Consider the following 17038-nt stretch of genomic DNA (forward strand, 5'->3'; position numbering starts at 1 on the left):
TCATCCTAACGGATTGTGTTTTAGGAATGAGTGACCTAGACGGAACTTTCGTACCTCTGAGCTAACAAAATTGGTAATCAGCTCGTCCATCTACGCCACTCTAGGCATTTTACTTACTCGCCTGTGCACGAACTTCAGTAAGGCGTTTAGAAATACGATTCACATCTTCACGGCTGAAGATTTCATCTAGGTTCATCGACAATTTACGACGCCAGTTTGGATACTCATCCACCGTACCAGGAATATTGACCGGTTGATCCATTTCTAGCCAGTCTTCAAGCTGCACACTAAGCAGTGCAGAGTCACCTGCGGCTACGTGCAGTTGCAGCGCTTCGCTTAGGTATGAATCCATTGGCACGTACTGAGCATCATGACCAATGCCTTCTGGCAAATAGCCATGCCAGCGAACACTGTCTAGAATGCCTTGTTTGCACTTCAAGCGATCAGCGAATAGGCCTTCCAACTGCTGCTCATCAGGGTACAGACCAATCTCACGCCCCATCTTCAAGTCATCACAGTGCCAGAAACCGCGTAGTGTTGGCATATCGTGCGTACACAGCGCAGCCATAGACTGCTCAGCGTAGTGCTTCGGAGAAATAAAGCCACCGTCGTCTTTTGATGTTTCGAAGAAGAAGACTTTGTACGAATGCACACCCGCATCACGAAGGATATCAACGATTTCATCAGGTACAGTACCCAAGTCTTCACCGATTACAGAACACTGATGACGGTGAGATTCCAACGCTAGGATTGCTAGCATGTCTTCCACTGGGTAGTACAAGTATGCGCCTTCTGTCGCTTTCTCGCCTTTTGGAATCCACCAAAGGCGAAGCAGGCCAAGTACGTGGTCGATACGCAATGCACCACAATGCTTCATGTTAGCACGTAGCAATTTGATGTAAGCGTCGTAGCCAGTCGCTTCTAAAACCTGGGGGTTAAGCGGAGGCAGACCCCAGTTTTGGCCTAGTGGACCAAGTACATCTGGTGGTGCACCGATGCTTGCATCCAATACTAGCGCGCCTTCATCAGCCCATGTTTCACTACCAGAATCAGCAACACCAACCGCAAGGTCACGGTACAAACCCACAGCCATGCCTTTTTCTTCGGCTAGCGCTTGCGCTTCTTTGATTTGATCGTCTGCGATCCATTGCAGGTACATGTACAAGTGAACACGATCTTGGTTATCCTTGATGTACTTCTGAGTACCAGCTGCGTCGAATGTGCGGTATTTCTCAGGGAATACAGGCCAACCCCACATGTTTGCATCTTCTGCATGTAAATCAGCATGAAGTGCATCGAATGCAGCTTGATGTAGCAAGCTGTCGCCGCCTTTTTCAACAAAGTCCAAGAAGGCACGAGCGCGATCGGTGTTTTTGTCTAAATGGCGAGCTTTAAACTCACTGAATAGTAGCGGAAGAACGCTCATTTTTAGTTGCGAAACTTCGGTGTAATTCACCCAATGAGAGTCTCGCGCTTTTTGTAAACGTTGTTGGAACTCTGCGCTACCAACACGCTGTTGTGCTTCTGCACTTAGCGCGAATTCAGGTACAGAGCTTACGTCGATGTACATGATGTTCAGCCAGCGACGAGAAGACGGGCTGTATGGGCTTGCCCCTTCTGGATTCGCAGGGAACAGCGAGTGAATCGGGTTCAAGCCAATGAAGTCACCGCCACGAGAGGCAATATCACTCACCAGTTGTTTTAGGTCACCAAAATCACCGATGCCCCAGTTATGCTGAGTACGCAGTGTGTAAAGCTGGATACTAGGACCCCATAGCTTTTTGTGTTGGTTTAGATCGTCTTGTTTGAAACACGCTTTCGGCGTAATGATCAATGACATCTCGTAAGGTGTTTTACGACGCTTACGACTGATGATCAGTTTGTGATAACCCCAAGCCAAGTTCTTTGGCAATGCAAACACTAGAGGGCCACCCTCAGCACGCTCATCACGAACAATTTGGGACTGAAGATAGCCTTCAAGTACCTCTCCTTGTTCTGTTTCTAAACGCCAGCTGAATTCACTCTCACGAGCACTCGTACCTAGGTTTAGTTCCACTTCGACTGGTTCGCCGTCGCGTAAAACAAGAACAGGGGCTAGTACGTCTTTTTTATGTTTCTTTTCAGCAGAAGCCAGTAGTTTTTCATCACTGCTAGTATCGTAGCCAAGCGAAGCGAGCAAGCGGCGTAGCGTCTCCTCAGACACTTTAGCCTCATCTCCCCAAGCACTGACATAGCTATCAGCCAATCTCGCCATTTCCGCGACTTTCTTTAATGCTGTTTGTTCTTTCATCGCTTTCTCCGAAGGTAATACCAACACCTTCCATGTAGGGTTTTATTGTTATCAATAACTTCTTTTGGAAAATGACCAAAGGTAGCGCTTGGCTACCTTGGTCTTAACTAGGTTCTATTAGCGTTTCACCGCTTCAAGTTTCCAGATATTGTTCACGTAGTCGCGGATTGAGCGGTCTGACGTGAACTTGCCAACAAGGGCGGTATTAAGAATGGCCTTCTTCGCCCAGCCAGCTTGATCTTTATATTGTTCGCTCATGTCTTCGTGTGCTTTCACATAAGAGGCGAAATCCGCGAGACATAAGTATGGGTCACCACCGTCTAGCAGGCTGTCGTATGTGGCACGCAGTAAGCCTGGTTGGCCTGGTGTGAACTCTTCACCCAATAGCAAGTCCATTGACGCTTTGAGTAAGTGATCCGCATTGTAGTAATCAAATGGGTTGTAACCTTGAGCTTTCAGCGCTTTCACACCTTCAACATCTAGACCGAAGATGTAGATGTTCTCATCGCCTACTTCCTCACGAATCTCAACATTTGCACCATCCATTGTACCGATAGTTAGCGCACCGTTTAGCGCCATCTTCATGTTACCTGTACCTGATGCTTCTTTACCCGCTAGCGAGATTTGTTGAGAAACGTCAGCCGCAGGGATAATGATTTCAGCCATGCTCACGCGGTAGTCAGGGATGAATACCACTTTCAGCTTGTTACCGATGCGAGGATCGTTGTTCACCTTGTCTGCAATCTTATTGATTGCGAAGATGATTTCTTTCGCTAGGTGGTAACCCGGTGCTGCTTTTGCTGCGAAGAACACAACGCGTGGCGTACACTCAAAACCTGGTTCATTAAGAATACGGTGGTACAGAGACAGTACGTGTAGCAAGTCTAGATGCTGACGTTTGTACTCGTGCAGACGCTTGATTTGAACATCGAAGATTGCATTAGTATCGAGCTCGATACCCATGTTCTCTTTCACCCAAGTTGCTAGGCGTTCTTTGTTCTCTTTCTTCACTGCCATGAATTCTTTTTGGAATGTCGCGTCAGTAGCGTACTTCGCAATACCTTCAAGTTGCTCTAGTTTCGCTGGCCATTCTGGGCCGACTTTCTCAGTGATAAGCTGAGACAGACCTGGGTTACAGAACTTCAACCAGCGACGTGGCGTAATACCGTTCGTTACGTTGTGTAGACGTGTCGGGTACATTTCGTGGAACTCTGGGAATAGGTCTTTCTTAACCAATTCAGAGTGAAGTGCTGCTACACCGTTTACTGCGTAAGAGCCGATTACACATAGGTTTGCCATGCGAACCATGCGGTGGAAACCTTCTTCGATGATAGAAAGCTTCTGTTGTTTCGCGACATCACCCGGCCACATTGCACGTACGTCTTGTAGGAAGCGGTGGTTGATCTCGTAAATGATCTCCATGTGACGTGGTAGCAGGTGCTGGATTAGCGACTCTGGCCATGTCTCTAGTGCTTCTGGAAGTAGCGTGTGGTTGGTGTACGCAAATGTCTTAGAGCTGATTTCCCAAGCCGCTTCCCAAGTTAAACCTTTTTCATCCATCAGGATGCGCATTAGTTCAGGAATCGCAATCGTTGGGTGTGTATCGTTAAGCTGGATAGTCTCTTGCTTAGGTAGATCCGCTAGCGAGTAGCCCGCAGCTTCGTGGCGACGTAGGATGTCACGTACAGACGCTGCTGAGTGGAAGTACTGCTGCATTAGACGCAGTGTTTTACCTTTCTCGTGGTTGTCGTTCGGGTAAAGCACTTTAGTGATGTTACCTGCGTCGATCAGTGCGTGCTGAGCTTCGAAGTAATCACCATTGTTAAAGCTTGCTAGTGAGAATGGTGCAATCGCCTGACATTCCCAAAGACGTAGCGGGTAAACCGTGTCTGATTCGTAACCCACAATTGGAAGATCCCAAGGCATTGCTCTTACTGTCATGCCTGGTACCCATTTGCGAACTTCTTTACCGTTCTCGTTAATCACTTCAACGTGACCGTAGAAACCGATCTCTTGCGCAAGTTCTGGACGCGCAATTTCCCAAGGGTAGCCTTCTACACCGCGCCAAGCGTCAGGTGCTTCTTGCTGGCGACCATCTTTGAATGACTGTTTAAATAGACCGTATTCGTAATGTAAACCATAGCCGACAGTTGGGAATTCTTGTGCCGCACATGAATCCATGAAACACGCAGCCAGACGACCAAGGCCACCGTTACCCAATGATGGGTCGCGCTCTTCTTCTAGCAGATCAGTTAGGTTGTAACCCAGTTCAGCCATTGCTTCTGTTACTTGTTCATACAGACCCATGCTGATTAGGTTGTTACCCGTCAAACGACCGATAAGGAATTCTAGCGAAAGGTAGTTAACGCTCTTCGCACTTTTAATGCGTGGATCTTCTTCTGTCGCAAGCAAATCTAGAGTAGTAAATTCAGCCAGAGCATGCCCCATTGCTAGGTACCATGCGCGGCTGTCTGCGTTTTCAATCGTATGAGCGTAAGTTACAGATAAGTGTTTCTTTACGCTTTCTTGGAACGACTTCTTGTCAAATTGTTTTTGTTGAGTAGGTTTCATTACGAAATTCTCACGTCTTTTGGTAATTCATCTGCCATACATCGTGCATTTACCTCTGTGAATAAACATCCTCCTAATTCTCATCCTTTGAAGGAGGAGGGCTGAGGGCGTAGAGGGGGTACCATTGCTAGGTTAGTGATCCAAATCTCAACAAAGTGAACTTTGCACCAGTTCTTAGTGATTTTGATCACAATGGAATGTGAGAAAGGTTAAAACCCGTTCATGACGCTTTTTATAGTCCACTCATCTGATGATGTGAAAATTGTAATATCGGTCACATTAACTCGGTCAGCGTAGAAGAACTTTTCGTAATCTATGTGCAACGCGATCTTAACGCTAACGAAACAAACGACATTTAAGTGACGACAATCACAAATAAAGGGCGTAGTTGATGGTAAATCCATCAACCCTTGAGAATTAGGAAGTGGATCAAAGTAACGAACATTTCTGATGTCGTAACATCCCTCTCAGCTCACAGGATTGTACGCTTTTTATACAAGCTAGAATTAGGCGATGTGAGTTATTTCTAGTTTTCGCTAGCTTTTATATCTAAGTGACCGTATGGAATGGTTTTTCAGACGGACGCAAGCCCCAATAGTAGCGACATTATCCGGTATTCAAACAGTGTTTTTGATGCTGATGACATCATTCAGTAAGACGGCTTTCAAGGGGGCTTTACTAGAATGATCACGTTGCTGTCATTTGGGTATACATAAATAAGGACATAACTACTAATGTGGATTCCATCTAAGCTTACTCGACCAGGACGCCTGCACAATGCCATCGTGCGCCCACGAGTGTTGGACTTACTACAGCAAGCGCCTTACTACAAATTGGTTTTATTCCGATCCCCAGCAGGTTACGGAAAAACAACAATGGCAGCGCAGTGGCTATCCGATAAGCCAAACGTCGGTTGGTACAGCATTGATGACAGCGATAACGACGGCTTTCGCTTTGTAAACTATCTGCTTCAAGCATTAAACAAAGCCACCAACTTCAGTTGCGCTAACGCACAAAAACTGGCGGAAAAACGTCAGATCTCGTCTTTACGCTCCCTATTTAGCGAAGTATTCGCTGAAATGGCTGACTTTCATCAAGAATGCTACGTGGTGCTTGATGACTACCATTTAATCACGAATGATGAAATCCATGAATCAATGCGTTTCTTCTTAAAGCACATGCCAGACAACCTCACCGTTGTGGTAACCAGTCGTGCAGCGCCGCCTCTGGGCACTGCAAACTTACGTGTTCGTGATTTAATGATCGAAATCGGCAACGAGATGTTGGCGTTTGATACCGAAGAAACCACTCGCTTCTTTAACCAGCGTATCGCCGATGGTATTGATGAAGACATGGCGAACAGCCTAAGAACCTATGTTGAAGGTTGGCCATCGGCGATGCAGTTGATCGCATTACAAGCCCAACATCAAAACCGCACATTGGCACAAACTGTAGAGTCGGTATCGCAGTTCAATCACGCGCACTTGTGGGATTACTTGGTCGAAGAAGTGTTTGACCTACTCGATCACGAAACTCGTCACTTTTTAATGCAAGTATCCGTGCTTGACCACTTCAATGATGAGCTAGTGTTTGCCCTTACCCAACGCGAAGATGCACTGGGAATGATTGAATCGCTTAACCGTTACGGCTTATTCATTTACCCACTCGAAGGGGAACAGAACTGGTTCCGATTCCATAACTTATTTGGCGAGTTTTTGTCTCATGAGCGCCAAGCTCGTATTCCTCAGCAAGAAAAAGATCTCCACCGCAATGCTGCTATCGCTTGGTTACAACAAAAAGCACCACACCAAGCGATTCATCATGCACAAAAATCGAATGATAAGGACTTAGTGGTAGAGATCCTAAACGAATTCGGCTGGAAGATGTTTAACCAAGGCGAACTCAGCACACTGGAAAGCTCAATTAACAAGTTGGACGATGATCTGTTGTTCAGCCACCCAAAACTTACGATGCTCCGAGCATGGTTGGCTCAAAGTCAGCATCGTTATAACCAAGTGGGCCACCTGCTTGAAGAAGCGGAAGAGGAACACAAAAAGCGTAACATTGCGTTAGATATTCATTATCAAGGTCAAGCAAACGCGTTGCTTGCTCAAGTGGCTATCAACAGTAACCAACCAGAAAAAGCTCTCGAATTAGCGGAGTTAGCGCTTAGCCAACTTGATAACACAATTTACCGTAGCCGAATTGTGGCGACTTCGGTTGTTGGTGAAGTTAACCACGTGCTAGGTAAACTAGACCGTGCTTTGCCGATGATGCAACAAACTGAAAAGCTAGCTCGTCAGTATCAGGTATATCACCAAGCGTTATGGGCAATATTGCAGCAAAGCGAGATTTTAATTGCACAAGGTTACGTGCAAGCTGCCTTTGAACTACAAGATTCCGCATTCCGTCTGATTGAAGATCAGCAGCTTCAGCATGTTCCTCTTCATGAATTTTTGCTGCGTATTCGCGCGCAAGTACTTTGGTGCTGGAACCGACTTGATGAAGCGGAAGAATGCGCGTACAAAGGTCTGCAAATTCTCGAAAACCATTCACCAAGCAAGCACTTACATAGCTATTCGATGTTGGCGCGTATTGCGATTGGACGCGGTGAATTAGACAAAGCCGGTAAATTCATTGAGCACATCCAACACTTGATGAAACAGTCGACTTACCATGTAGATTGGACTGCAAACGCTTCACTATCGTTGATTCTATTTTGGCAAGCGCGCGGGAATACCGATGCAATGCAAGAATGGCTCAACACTGCGGTTCGTCCTGAATCGGCATGCAACCACTTTTCTCAATTGCAATGGCGTAACATTGCCCGCGCCCACATTAACTTAGGCCAATATACCGACGCTCGTGCTGCGTTAGATTTCCTCCAAGGTGAAGCTCGTCGCACTAACCTAATCACAGATACTAATCGCAACTTAGTGGTTGAAGCGGTCCTTTCTGCTCGCCAAAAAGATGAGGAGCAAGCCAAGGCTTTGTTAAAAGAAGCATTAGTAATGACGAACCAAACTGGCATGGTCGGAAACTTCCTGATTGATGGTGCAACCATTGGCGGTCTGCTGGAGAAGTTGAGCCTCCGCCATGAACTGGGCGATCTTGAGCGTCACCGTGCTCAACAGTTAATGAAGGACATTTCATCGAATCAACGTAGCCGGTCGATTCACTTTGATGAAGACTTTATTGAAAAGTTGGTGAATCACCCTAATGTGCCAGAGCTAGTACGTACCAGCCCATTAACACAACGCGAATGGCAGGTTCTGGGGCTGATTTATTCAGGCTTTAGTAACGAGCAAATCGCACAAGAGCTGGATGTGGCAGGTACGACAATTAAAACCCACATTCGCAACCTGTACCAAAAGCTTAATATTGCTAATCGTAAAGAAGCCATTGTGACAGCTGAAAATTTGCTGCAGTTGATGGGATACTGAACTGCTCGATAAACGGGTTAAAACGTAAAGTAAAACATAAGGGTTGGCGTAACACGTCAGCCCTTTTTTATGACTGACAGTAAGAGAAGTGCAATTTGCAAAGCACGTAAGTAACGTTGTTCATATAAAAAAATAGCCAACCGCAATAATCGCGATTGGCTTATATTTAGTGTGAACAAATTGTATTCACTAACAACGTCAGTTGGCTAGGTGACCCTCGGCTTAAGAAGGGTCGAGCAGTATTATGCATTAATCATGCCAAAAATGCAAAGACTTATTTTTGGGCACAAGATCTCATATAAGCTGGATTTATTCACGCGCAAATTATCAAAATGCAATTTTATAATGCAAATTGCAATTGCATAATGCAACCAAGATTGATAATTGATAGTAGAGTTAATCATCTCAAAAATGTAAACCAAGCATTAAAAGCTCGTTACGGCGGCATTGTCTCTTGGCGGGTAATAAAGATAGGCAATAGATTGGATATAAAACCAAGTAGTTACAGCACTATTTCATACTTTTTTCATCGCAATGTTTGTATACTCTCTGCCATCGAAACGACTTAGCATTAGAGCAATGAACTACTTAATTACTTTCTTCAAGGGAATCGCCATGGGTGCAGCAGATGTTGTACCTGGTGTATCTGGCGGCACCATCGCGTTTATCACTGGTATTTACGATACGCTGCTTGAAAGCATTCGACGCATTAACCCCTCACTTTTCTCTATCTGGCGAAAAGAAGGGTTTAAAGCCGCGTTTAATCACATCAACGGATTCTTCCTAATCGCTCTGTTTGCCGGCATTTTCACCAGTATTGCAACGCTAGCAAAGTTGATTACTTGGCTTCTTGACACACACCCGATCCCACTTTGGTCATTTTTCTTTGGTCTAATTTTGGTCTCTGTGTATCACATTATTCGTCAGGTTGAGCAACGCGATCTTGTCCGCTTTGTCATTCTGCTCGTTGGTGTCGGGTTTGCTTATAGTATTACTGTGCTCAAACCTTTACACATGGAACCAACGGCCATTAACACCTTATTCGCTGGAGCTATCGCGATTTGTGCGATGATCTTGCCGGGTATCTCTGGCAGTTTTATTTTGCTGCTGATTGGCATGTATGCTCCTGTATTAGCCGCAGTGAAAGGTTTTCAAGTCGATACATTAGCGCTATTTTTGTCTGGCTGCGTGATCGGTTTACTGTCCTTCTCTCACTTATTGTCGTGGTTACTACGCAAGTTCCGTGATTTCACCCTGATGTTTTTGACTGGATTAATGATTGGTACGTTGCCAAAGATTTGGCCATGGAAAGAAACCATCACTTGGCGCACCAATTCGAAGGGCGAACAAGTGCCATTGCTACAGCACAACCTATCACCATTTGAATTTGAACACGTGACATCACAACCTTCTCAGTTAGTACTTGCTGTCGTAATGATGCTTGCAGCCATTGCTCTGGTTTTGGGTCTAGAGAAATTCGCAGATTCAGATAAATAACTTTGGTATCAAACACATACTGAACCAAATAAAAACGGAGCCAATTGGCTCCGTTTTTATCTATTGGCTGAGGGCAAAACATCTCAATTGAAAACTCTGCTGTATTTGATGCAATAAAGTCCGTCGCGTTACTAAGAAGCTGGTCACCGAGGTATAACGCACAATTTACCGAGGTCACGAGTTGGCGAGCGGCGCATCTGTGCTACGATGCTCGTAATGTTAAGTGATAAATGCTGAACCTTAATGAAACTGTTACAAATCGCCGCTGTTTCAGCCGCATTAGTTGCGGGATTTTATGCCCCGACTCTAATAAAAAGCTTTTCTTCTTCCACTCAAAGCAAGTCAATAGATGAATACTGCTTTCTCTCTACAACCTCTTGCGTCCAAGAAAATGTTACGATGACGCTAAACTCAGAAACTGCTCAACCCTTGGTTCCTACCACTCTAAATGTTGAGTGGCATACAAGCGATGCTAAGCAACTCATCCTAAGTCTTTCAGGAAGAGAAATGGAGATGGGTGAGCCTAAGTTTTTGCTGAAGCAAATCGCTCCTGGCCAATATCAAGGTGACATCATTCTCCCGGTTTGCACGGAGGATGCAATGACTTGGGTTGGTGAACTCAGTGATGGAGAGAGTACCGTTTACCCTGCTATAAAAATGCAAAGATAAGGAATCGTTATGAGCCGCAATTGGTCCCTATTTCTCGTAGCTGCTTTCGCACTCGGGTTTGGCGTAAAGAGCTATTTAGATAATCAAAAAACGAAGCCAGAGCAAGTGGACAGTTCCACCTCTCAACAAACGGTATTGTTTGGGGAAAATAACCAAGCCGTCAATATCTTCGATGTGAATGACCCTCGCATCCGAGTCGTCTATTTTGGCTTTACTCGCTGCCCAGACGTTTGCCCAACTTCTCTTGCAATGCTGGCAGGAGCACTGAATCAAATTGACGACGCGCAAAAAGCGCAACTACGCCCGATGTTCATTTCTTTAGACCCAGAGCGTGATGAGGCCGATGCATCAGCAAAATATGCCCATTACTTCCATCCAATGATTGAAGGCCTATCGGCACCACTTGATGTAACGACACCTTTGGCACACAACTATGGTGTCATTTTCCGCAAGACAGAATTGGAAGGCTCGGAACTAAAATACACGCTGGATCATAGCTCTTACTTTTACTTCTTGAAGCCGGATGGCACGTTAATCACTAAAGTACCACATACGCTCTCACCGGCACCGATTGTTGAAGCCATTTCAAAACTAACGACCGAAGACTCTTCAAATGACGGTTAAGTCAGTGCTGAAGCAATTTTTCAATTTCCTAACTCATACCAACCCCAATGTCGAACAAGACGTCGACACGATCATTGACGCCATTGGGGGCATAGAGAACCTGCTAGAAACTGGTGCATGTGCGACTCGGCTGCGTCTTACCCTCAGAGAGACGTCCGTCATCGATAAGAACGCACTCAAAAATCATGGCGCGCATGGCGTCGTGATATTGGATGATCGTCATGTCCAAATCATATACGGCTTAAAAGCCAACACGTATTCGCAAATTGTGGAAGAGCGCATCACAAAACAAAGTTAATATTTTTGCAGTATAGCTACCCTCTTTAAAAAACGGCGGCTATACTCTTTTGGCTTAATTAACTCACTTATTTATTAACCAACGAAGAGGACACAAGATGATTGTATTGAATAACACTAACTGGGCATCGCAAGGGTAACCCTAACAGCACCAACTCTGTGGCATAACCACAACTTCCCCTTCTCTGCCCGGTCTTCACCGGGGTCAACTCTATCCGAATTAGACCCTAATGCGATTTGTATTAAGGCGCTTTGTTGCGTCTGGGATAATTCAATAATGAATCAAACACATCACATTAGTTTCAACTTCAAACCCTCTAAAACAATTGGGTTGGAAACCATTTTTTCAGCAACAACTGACATTAGACGATTACGACAACACTATCTTTGCTCGTGTAATTGCGCATCACCGAAGTGGTTATTTATTGGCAACAGAAACTGGGCAAGTTCATCTTAATGCCCACCATTCTTTACCCAATATGACCGTCGGAGACTGGGTAATCTTAAATGAAGATCAGCAATTTGTTCGCTTACTGGATCGCTTGAGCCTCTTTAGCCGCAAAGCCGCTGGCAGCAAAGTGGCAGAGCAACTCATCGCAGCCAATGTGGATACAGTGTTTATCGTCTGTTCCCTTAACGACGACTTCAATTTAAGTCGTATTGAACGTTATCTTTCCTTGGCTCATGAAGCCGAAGTCGAACCCGTCATCGTGCTTTCCAAAGCCGATTTGTGTGACAATACTGATGAACTAAAAAGCCAAGTACAGAAGCTCGACCCTCTATTAGCTATAGAGACAGTCAACGGCTTAGAAATAGAGAGTGCTTCTAAACTCATGACCTGGTGCAAAGAAGGACAAACCCTCGCTTTTATCGGTTCTTCAGGCGTTGGCAAATCAACTCTTGTTAATGCATTACTCGGGCAACAAGAACAGGCAACTGGGCATATTCGTGAAGACGATAGCAAAGGGCGACATACAACTACATCGCGCTCTATCCATCTATTACCTGATGGCGGCATCTTGATTGATACTCCGGGAATGCGCGAGCTTCAACTAGCAGATTGTGAATCGGGGGTCAGTGAGGCATTTTCTGACATTGAGGCGCTCGCTCAGCGTTGTCGCTTTGGCAATTGTAAGCACCAAACTGAGCCAGGCTGCGCAGTTCAAACTGCGATTGCAAATGGCACACTTGAGGTTCGTCGTTTCAATAACTATCAAAAACTAACGCGAGAACAAGCCTTTAACGGCGCGACTTTGGCAGAGCAACGAGCACAAAGTCGACAATTCGGTAAACTTGCTCGCAATGCCATGAATGATAAGCGCAGGCGCCAACAAAGTTATTAATTTGTTGCGTTTGAGTTGTCAATAAAATCAAAGGAGACGAAAGTCTCCTTTTTAACAACTTTATTAAAAACCATTACTCATAACTAATGATAATTTTCAACATAAAAATCTTATTTAAATAACATTGAGCAAACATTTAATCCAAAAACAAACTAAAACTAGACACAAAATATTACCAAGCTAAGATATGTGATATTCAGCAAGAAAATGGCTGAATTTATAAAAACAGGATAATTGATAATCATGTGTCTTAGTGACCAGAAGCAATGCTCACCCCTTGCAATATAAGGGCATTATCGCCGTGTAATGATGGACTATTGCCCTGCCACTCTGGCATAAAATTGCAGGAATGATGTATGCAACACAACAGCCTCGTTGCCCGATATGCTCGTGGTAACCTCGTCGTCCAGATCCTTGTCGGTATCGTCTTTGGTATTTTGCTCGCGACAATTTCTCCAAGCCATGCCGAAAGCGCGGGATTAATTGGTAGCCTTTTTGTCGGTGCGCTTAAAGCGATCGCGCCAATTCTTGTGTTTATTTTGGTTGCCGCTTCAATTGCAAACCAAAAGAAAAACCAACACACTTACATGCGCCCAATCGTTGTACTGTACCTGATGGGTACATTCTTCGCGGCGCTATCAGCAGTGGTTCTAAGCTTCCTTTTCCCGACCAATTTAACGCTTGTCACCGGCGCTGAAGGTGCAACGCCTCCTCAAGGTATTGCTGAAATTCTACGCACATTGTTGTTTAAACTGGTCGACAACCCAGTAAATGCACTAGTAGAAGCAAACTACATCGGCATTCTTGCTTGGGGTGTGGGTCTGGGTCTTGCACTACACCACGCATCGGCAACAACGAAGGCCGTATTTGAAGATCTAAGCCACAGCGTGTCTCACATTGTGCGCTTTATCATTCGTCTTGCACCATTTGGTATCTTTGGCTTGGTTGCTTCAACGTTTGCGACAACGGGCTTTAGCGCACTAGCAAGCTACGCACACCTTCTGGCGGTTCTTCTTGGCGCAATGATGATCATCGCACTCGTTGTAAACCCAGCGATCGTGTTCGTTAAAACCAAACAAAACCCTTACCCACTTGTATTCCGTTGTCTACGTGAAAGTGGTGTAACTGCGTTCTTCACTCGTTCAAGTGCGGCGAATATTCCAGTAAACATGGCACTATGTGAGAAGCTAAAACTGGACGAGGATACATACTCAGTATCTATCCCTCTAGGTGCGACCATCAACATGGCTGGTGCTGCAATCACTATCACAACACTAACGCTTGCAGCTGTGCACACTATGGGTATCGAAGTTGATCTACTGACTGCGCTACTTCTAAGTATTGTAGCTGCGGTTTCTGCATGCGGCGCATCAGGTGTTGCAGGTGGCTCTCTACTACTTATCCCACTTGCGTGTGGCCTGTTTGGTATCTCAAACGACGTAGCAATGCAGGTTGTAGCGGTTGGCTTCATTATCGGTGTGATTCAAGACTCTGCAGAAACTGCGCTAAACAGCTCAACAGACGTTGTCTTTACGGCAGCAGTTTGTAAATCAGAGCAGCAAAAAGCTCAGTAAGACTGACAGAACAAAGAGAAAGGGGAGCCGATGATGGCTCCCCTTTTTTGTTTAATTGCGCTCAATTACGCGGTGACCAAAGCCACCTCTTCAATTGAGAAATGCTTACTTGGCTCAACAAACTCTTGCTGCGCCGCGATAGTTTGCAGCTCCCATTCGCCTGCATGGTACGTTGCACTTAACACCCCGTAGCATGCGTCATGGCAATGTTGGAAAGCTTGCTTGGGAGACCAGCCTTTTAAGAGTCCCGCGGTAAAGATAGCTGAAATAAGATCGCCCACGCCAACAGGTTGTTTAGCAAACTCAAATTGAGGACGCTTCGCAAGGTAAATACCTTCTTGCGTAGCCAATAGCATGTTAAAGCTGCCATTTTCTAGGCAGTAAAGGTGCTTAACTAGCACCACTTTTGGACCTTTCTCTAGCGCACGTTGGCATGCGGTGATCGCATCGTCTAGTGAGTGGATTTCCATCTCAGCAAATTGACTTAGCTCGAATTGGTTCGGAACGATCACGTCCGCCATTGGCATCAAACGCGTTAGAAGATTTTCAGCAATGCCCGGAGCCACAATGCAGCCTTTGTCTGGCGCGCCCATCACAGGGTCGCAAACATAAAGTGCGTTCGGGTTCACTTGCTTCACTTTCGTCACGGTATCTTCAACAGCAAGGCACTGCTCTGCGCTACCTTGGTAGCCCGTCAATACCGCTTGGCACTTTTCCAGCGCGCCGATGTTACCAAGTCCACGAACTAACTCGCTGATGTCTTCAGCCGCAAACGCTCGCCCAGTCCAGCCTTCTTGATACTGCGTGTGGTTAGAAAATTGAACGGTATGAATCGGCCATACTTCGAAACCCATGCGTTGCATTGGGAAAACGGCACTGCTGTTACCAGCATGACCAAAAGAAACATGAGATTGTATAGAGAGGATACCTTGCATAGTACCTTACCTCTTATTGTAGTTATCGATAGTTCAAAGACAGCGGCAAGCGCCAGTTTTGCGAAACCAGTAGTGTATCCGACAAACCAAGATTCTCTAACTCAATTCTCCTCAATATCTTCAGAGTAAGTTGGCGCGCTGGTTTTCAACACCATCTTCTTAATTTCCATTTTGTCTTTATTCAGTGCGATTTCTAGGGTATCTCCTTCCCTTATCCCGAGCTGAGCCAGGATTACGCTTGGAATGACTACGGCGGTGTCGTCACCGATTTTAACAGGTTGACTTATCATCTTTCGTCCTCCAAATGTCGAAAATGAGTTTTCACGTCATTGGATGTCTAGCCTCAAATACATTAAGCTGACTTGGATTTGGCGTAAATGCCTAAAAGCAAAGAGCCTTCCACACCGCGTTTGGGAAGGCTCTTTCAGTATTATTTTTTAATTTGCTAAAGGCTCATGCTTCGCAGCAATCAGACCGTAAGCACTCCAGCCTAGGAAGGTTACGATAGAGCCCCACATCATCGCTTCGTAGCCGGAGCCGTAAAGCGCATAGAAGCTGTACAGAGAGCCAATCAGAGCGATAACGTTGGTGGTTTTCATCTCACGCTCTGGCACGTGCGCCACTTGCTGCATAATAAAGATTGCGCCCATACATAAGATGTAAGGAATAACGTTTGTTACTACCGCTAGGTTAACCAGTGCTTCGAACTGCTCGTTCAGCGTTGGAGAAATCGTCATTAGAGACAATACTGATTGGATGATAGTAATCGCGATCATACCTTTGATCGGTGTGCCGCGTTTGTCCACTTGAGAGAACAATTTAGGGAAGAAGCCCGCGTCAGAAGACGATTTGAACACTGACGCGATAGTGAATTGCCAACCCAATAGAGAGCCCGCACAAGCCAATACCGCCATACCCGCAACCACTTTACCAGCAGCAGAACCTAGCATCACTGTCCATACGGTTGAGAATGGCGCTGTAGATGCAGCAAGATCAGAGTTTGCAACGATACCAGAACAGATGTTTGTCGATACAATGTAAACCACAGCCGCAATTAGCGTACCGCCTAGCACTGCGATTGGTACGTTCTTCTCTGGATTTTCTACTGCTTCAGAGTTCGCACAAGCTGATTCAAGACCAAGGAATGCCCATAGAGTCATCGCAATAGAAGCACTCACCGCTTCACCAAATGGCAAGCTGTGTGGGTTCCAAGCTTCAATGTACATGGTTGGGTTAAACCAGAACCAACCAACAATACCCAATGAACACACTGGTAGGATTACGCCCCACACGGTGAATGTACCAATTTGACCTGTGATTTTCGCACCACCGAAGTTAGCGAAAGTACAAATCCAAAGAATGGCGATGGTGTACAAACAGGTTTCGACCGGAGATAGGGTCACTTCAAAGAATGCGGAGCCGTAACCCACACAGGTAATCGCGATCGCAATATTCGCAATAAGGAGCGACAAACCGTAAGTCCAGCCCGCCATAAACGCACCCGATTTACCGAATGCGTAAGACGCGTAACCGTTCATACCGCCGTCTCGTTTACTAAAGCGACCACATTTTGCAAACACATAAGCCAACGCCAAAGAGCCCGCCGCCGTGATCAGCCAAGACAACACTGAAATGGTACCCACTTGCGCCAGTTTACTTGGCAGCATGATAATACCGGAGCCAGCCATATTGATGAACGTCAGAATGGTTAACTGCACCACCGACATTTTTTTAGTTTCAGTACTCATAAATTATTCTCCACGAATAAGCGGTTCGCACCGACGCCGGAGCGTGG

The 17038-nt window shown here is 45.7% G+C and carries 12 protein-coding genes; 7 read left to right on the forward strand and 5 right to left on the reverse strand.

The annotated features are described in order from the left end of the window. Positions 1-109: 109 nt before the first annotated feature. Together malQ and R7Z49_RS02320 are read right to left on the reverse strand one after the other, a co-directional pair. Positions 110-2290, reverse strand: a complete 2181-nt coding sequence (malQ, locus tag R7Z49_RS02315) for a 4-alpha-glucanotransferase (RefSeq protein ID WP_005374838.1) — start codon at positions 2288-2290, stop codon at positions 110-112. 117 nt (positions 2291-2407) lie between these two features. Then, entirely contained in the window at positions 2408-4861 is a 2454-nt protein-coding gene (locus R7Z49_RS02320; RefSeq protein ID WP_053307964.1) for a glycogen/starch/alpha-glucan phosphorylase, read from the reverse strand. Between the two features lie 734 nt (positions 4862-5595). Here R7Z49_RS02320 and malT point away from each other — a divergent pair. From malT to sstT, 7 genes are all read left to right on the forward strand, one after another. Beyond that, on the forward strand, positions 5596-8304 hold the full coding sequence (gene malT, locus R7Z49_RS02325) for an HTH-type transcriptional regulator MalT (RefSeq protein ID WP_005374834.1): 2709 nt from the start codon (positions 5596-5598) through the stop codon (positions 8302-8304). A 579-nt stretch (positions 8305-8883) separates the two neighbouring features. After that, on the forward strand, positions 8884-9801 hold the full coding sequence (locus R7Z49_RS02330; RefSeq protein ID WP_017820124.1) for a DUF368 domain-containing protein: 918 nt from the start codon (positions 8884-8886) through the stop codon (positions 9799-9801). A gap of 243 nt (positions 9802-10044) precedes the next feature. Beyond that, positions 10045-10470: a hypothetical protein gene (locus R7Z49_RS02335; RefSeq protein ID WP_031778871.1), complete on the forward strand. Its 426-nt coding sequence runs from the start codon at positions 10045-10047 to the stop codon at positions 10468-10470. Between the two features lie 9 nt (positions 10471-10479). Then, entirely contained in the window at positions 10480-11094 is a 615-nt protein-coding gene (locus R7Z49_RS02340) for an SCO family protein (RefSeq protein WP_005374827.1), read from the forward strand. Beyond that, positions 11084-11392 carry a glucose PTS transporter subunit EIIB gene (locus R7Z49_RS02345; protein WP_005374825.1) on the forward strand — a complete coding sequence of 103 codons (309 nt, stop codon included), beginning with the start codon at positions 11084-11086 and terminating at the stop codon, positions 11390-11392. Before R7Z49_RS02340 ends, R7Z49_RS02345 begins: the two co-directional genes overlap by 11 nt. A gap of 280 nt (positions 11393-11672) precedes the next feature. Beyond that, positions 11673-12734, forward strand: a complete 1062-nt coding sequence (gene rsgA, locus R7Z49_RS02350) for a ribosome small subunit-dependent GTPase A (protein ID WP_411913019.1) — start codon at positions 11673-11675, stop codon at positions 12732-12734. Positions 12735-13090: 356 nt separating this feature from the next. Next, complete coding sequence (gene sstT / locus R7Z49_RS02355; RefSeq protein WP_005374821.1) at positions 13091-14308, forward strand: serine/threonine transporter SstT; 1218 nt, start codon at positions 13091-13093, stop codon at positions 14306-14308. A 65-nt stretch (positions 14309-14373) separates the two neighbouring features. Here the strand turns inward: sstT and pdxY are convergent, their stop codons facing one another. The 3 genes from pdxY to potE all read right to left on the reverse strand — a co-directional run bounded on the left by pdxY (position 14374) and on the right by potE (position 16991). Next, complete coding sequence (pdxY, locus tag R7Z49_RS02360) at positions 14374-15243, reverse strand: pyridoxal kinase PdxY (RefSeq protein ID WP_213916985.1); 870 nt, start codon at positions 15241-15243, stop codon at positions 14374-14376. A gap of 101 nt (positions 15244-15344) precedes the next feature. Beyond that, complete coding sequence (locus tag R7Z49_RS02365) at positions 15345-15533, reverse strand: AbrB/MazE/SpoVT family DNA-binding domain-containing protein (protein ID WP_017634469.1); 189 nt, start codon at positions 15531-15533, stop codon at positions 15345-15347. Positions 15534-15680: 147 nt separating this feature from the next. After that, positions 15681-16991, reverse strand: a complete 1311-nt coding sequence (potE, locus tag R7Z49_RS02370) for a putrescine-ornithine antiporter (protein WP_132936246.1) — start codon at positions 16989-16991, stop codon at positions 15681-15683. Positions 16992-17038: the final 47 nt, after the last annotated feature.

This window comes from Vibrio sp. 1562 (genome assembly GCF_033340155.1).
Lineage (GTDB): Bacteria > Pseudomonadota > Gammaproteobacteria > Enterobacterales > Vibrionaceae > Vibrio > Vibrio alginolyticus.

What these genes read in the sequence shown, in the direction of transcription:
- pdxY (WP_213916985.1), bottom strand. Translation starts at nt 15,243, where the DNA reads ATGCAAGGTATCCTCTCTATACAATCTCATGTTTCTTTTGGTCATGCT.
- potE (WP_132936246.1), bottom strand. Translation starts at nt 16,991, where the DNA reads ATGAGTACTGAAACTAAAAAAATGTCGGTGGTGCAGTTAACCATTCTG.
- R7Z49_RS02330 (WP_017820124.1), top strand. Translation starts at nt 8,884, where the DNA reads ATGAACTACTTAATTACTTTCTTCAAGGGAATCGCCATGGGTGCAGCA.
- R7Z49_RS02340 (WP_005374827.1), top strand. Translation starts at nt 10,480, where the DNA reads ATGAGCCGCAATTGGTCCCTATTTCTCGTAGCTGCTTTCGCACTCGGG.
- malT (WP_005374834.1), top strand. Translation starts at nt 5,596, where the DNA reads ATGTGGATTCCATCTAAGCTTACTCGACCAGGACGCCTGCACAATGCC.
- R7Z49_RS02345 (WP_005374825.1), top strand. Translation starts at nt 11,084, where the DNA reads ATGACGGTTAAGTCAGTGCTGAAGCAATTTTTCAATTTCCTAACTCAT.
- R7Z49_RS02320 (WP_053307964.1), bottom strand. Translation starts at nt 4,861, where the DNA reads ATGAAACCTACTCAACAAAAACAATTTGACAAGAAGTCGTTCCAAGAA.
- R7Z49_RS02365 (WP_017634469.1), bottom strand. Translation starts at nt 15,533, where the DNA reads ATGATAAGTCAACCTGTTAAAATCGGTGACGACACCGCCGTAGTCATT.
- R7Z49_RS02335 (WP_031778871.1), top strand. Translation starts at nt 10,045, where the DNA reads ATGAAACTGTTACAAATCGCCGCTGTTTCAGCCGCATTAGTTGCGGGA.
- sstT (WP_005374821.1), top strand. Translation starts at nt 13,091, where the DNA reads ATGCAACACAACAGCCTCGTTGCCCGATATGCTCGTGGTAACCTCGTC.
- malQ (WP_005374838.1), bottom strand. Translation starts at nt 2,290, where the DNA reads ATGAAAGAACAAACAGCATTAAAGAAAGTCGCGGAAATGGCGAGATTG.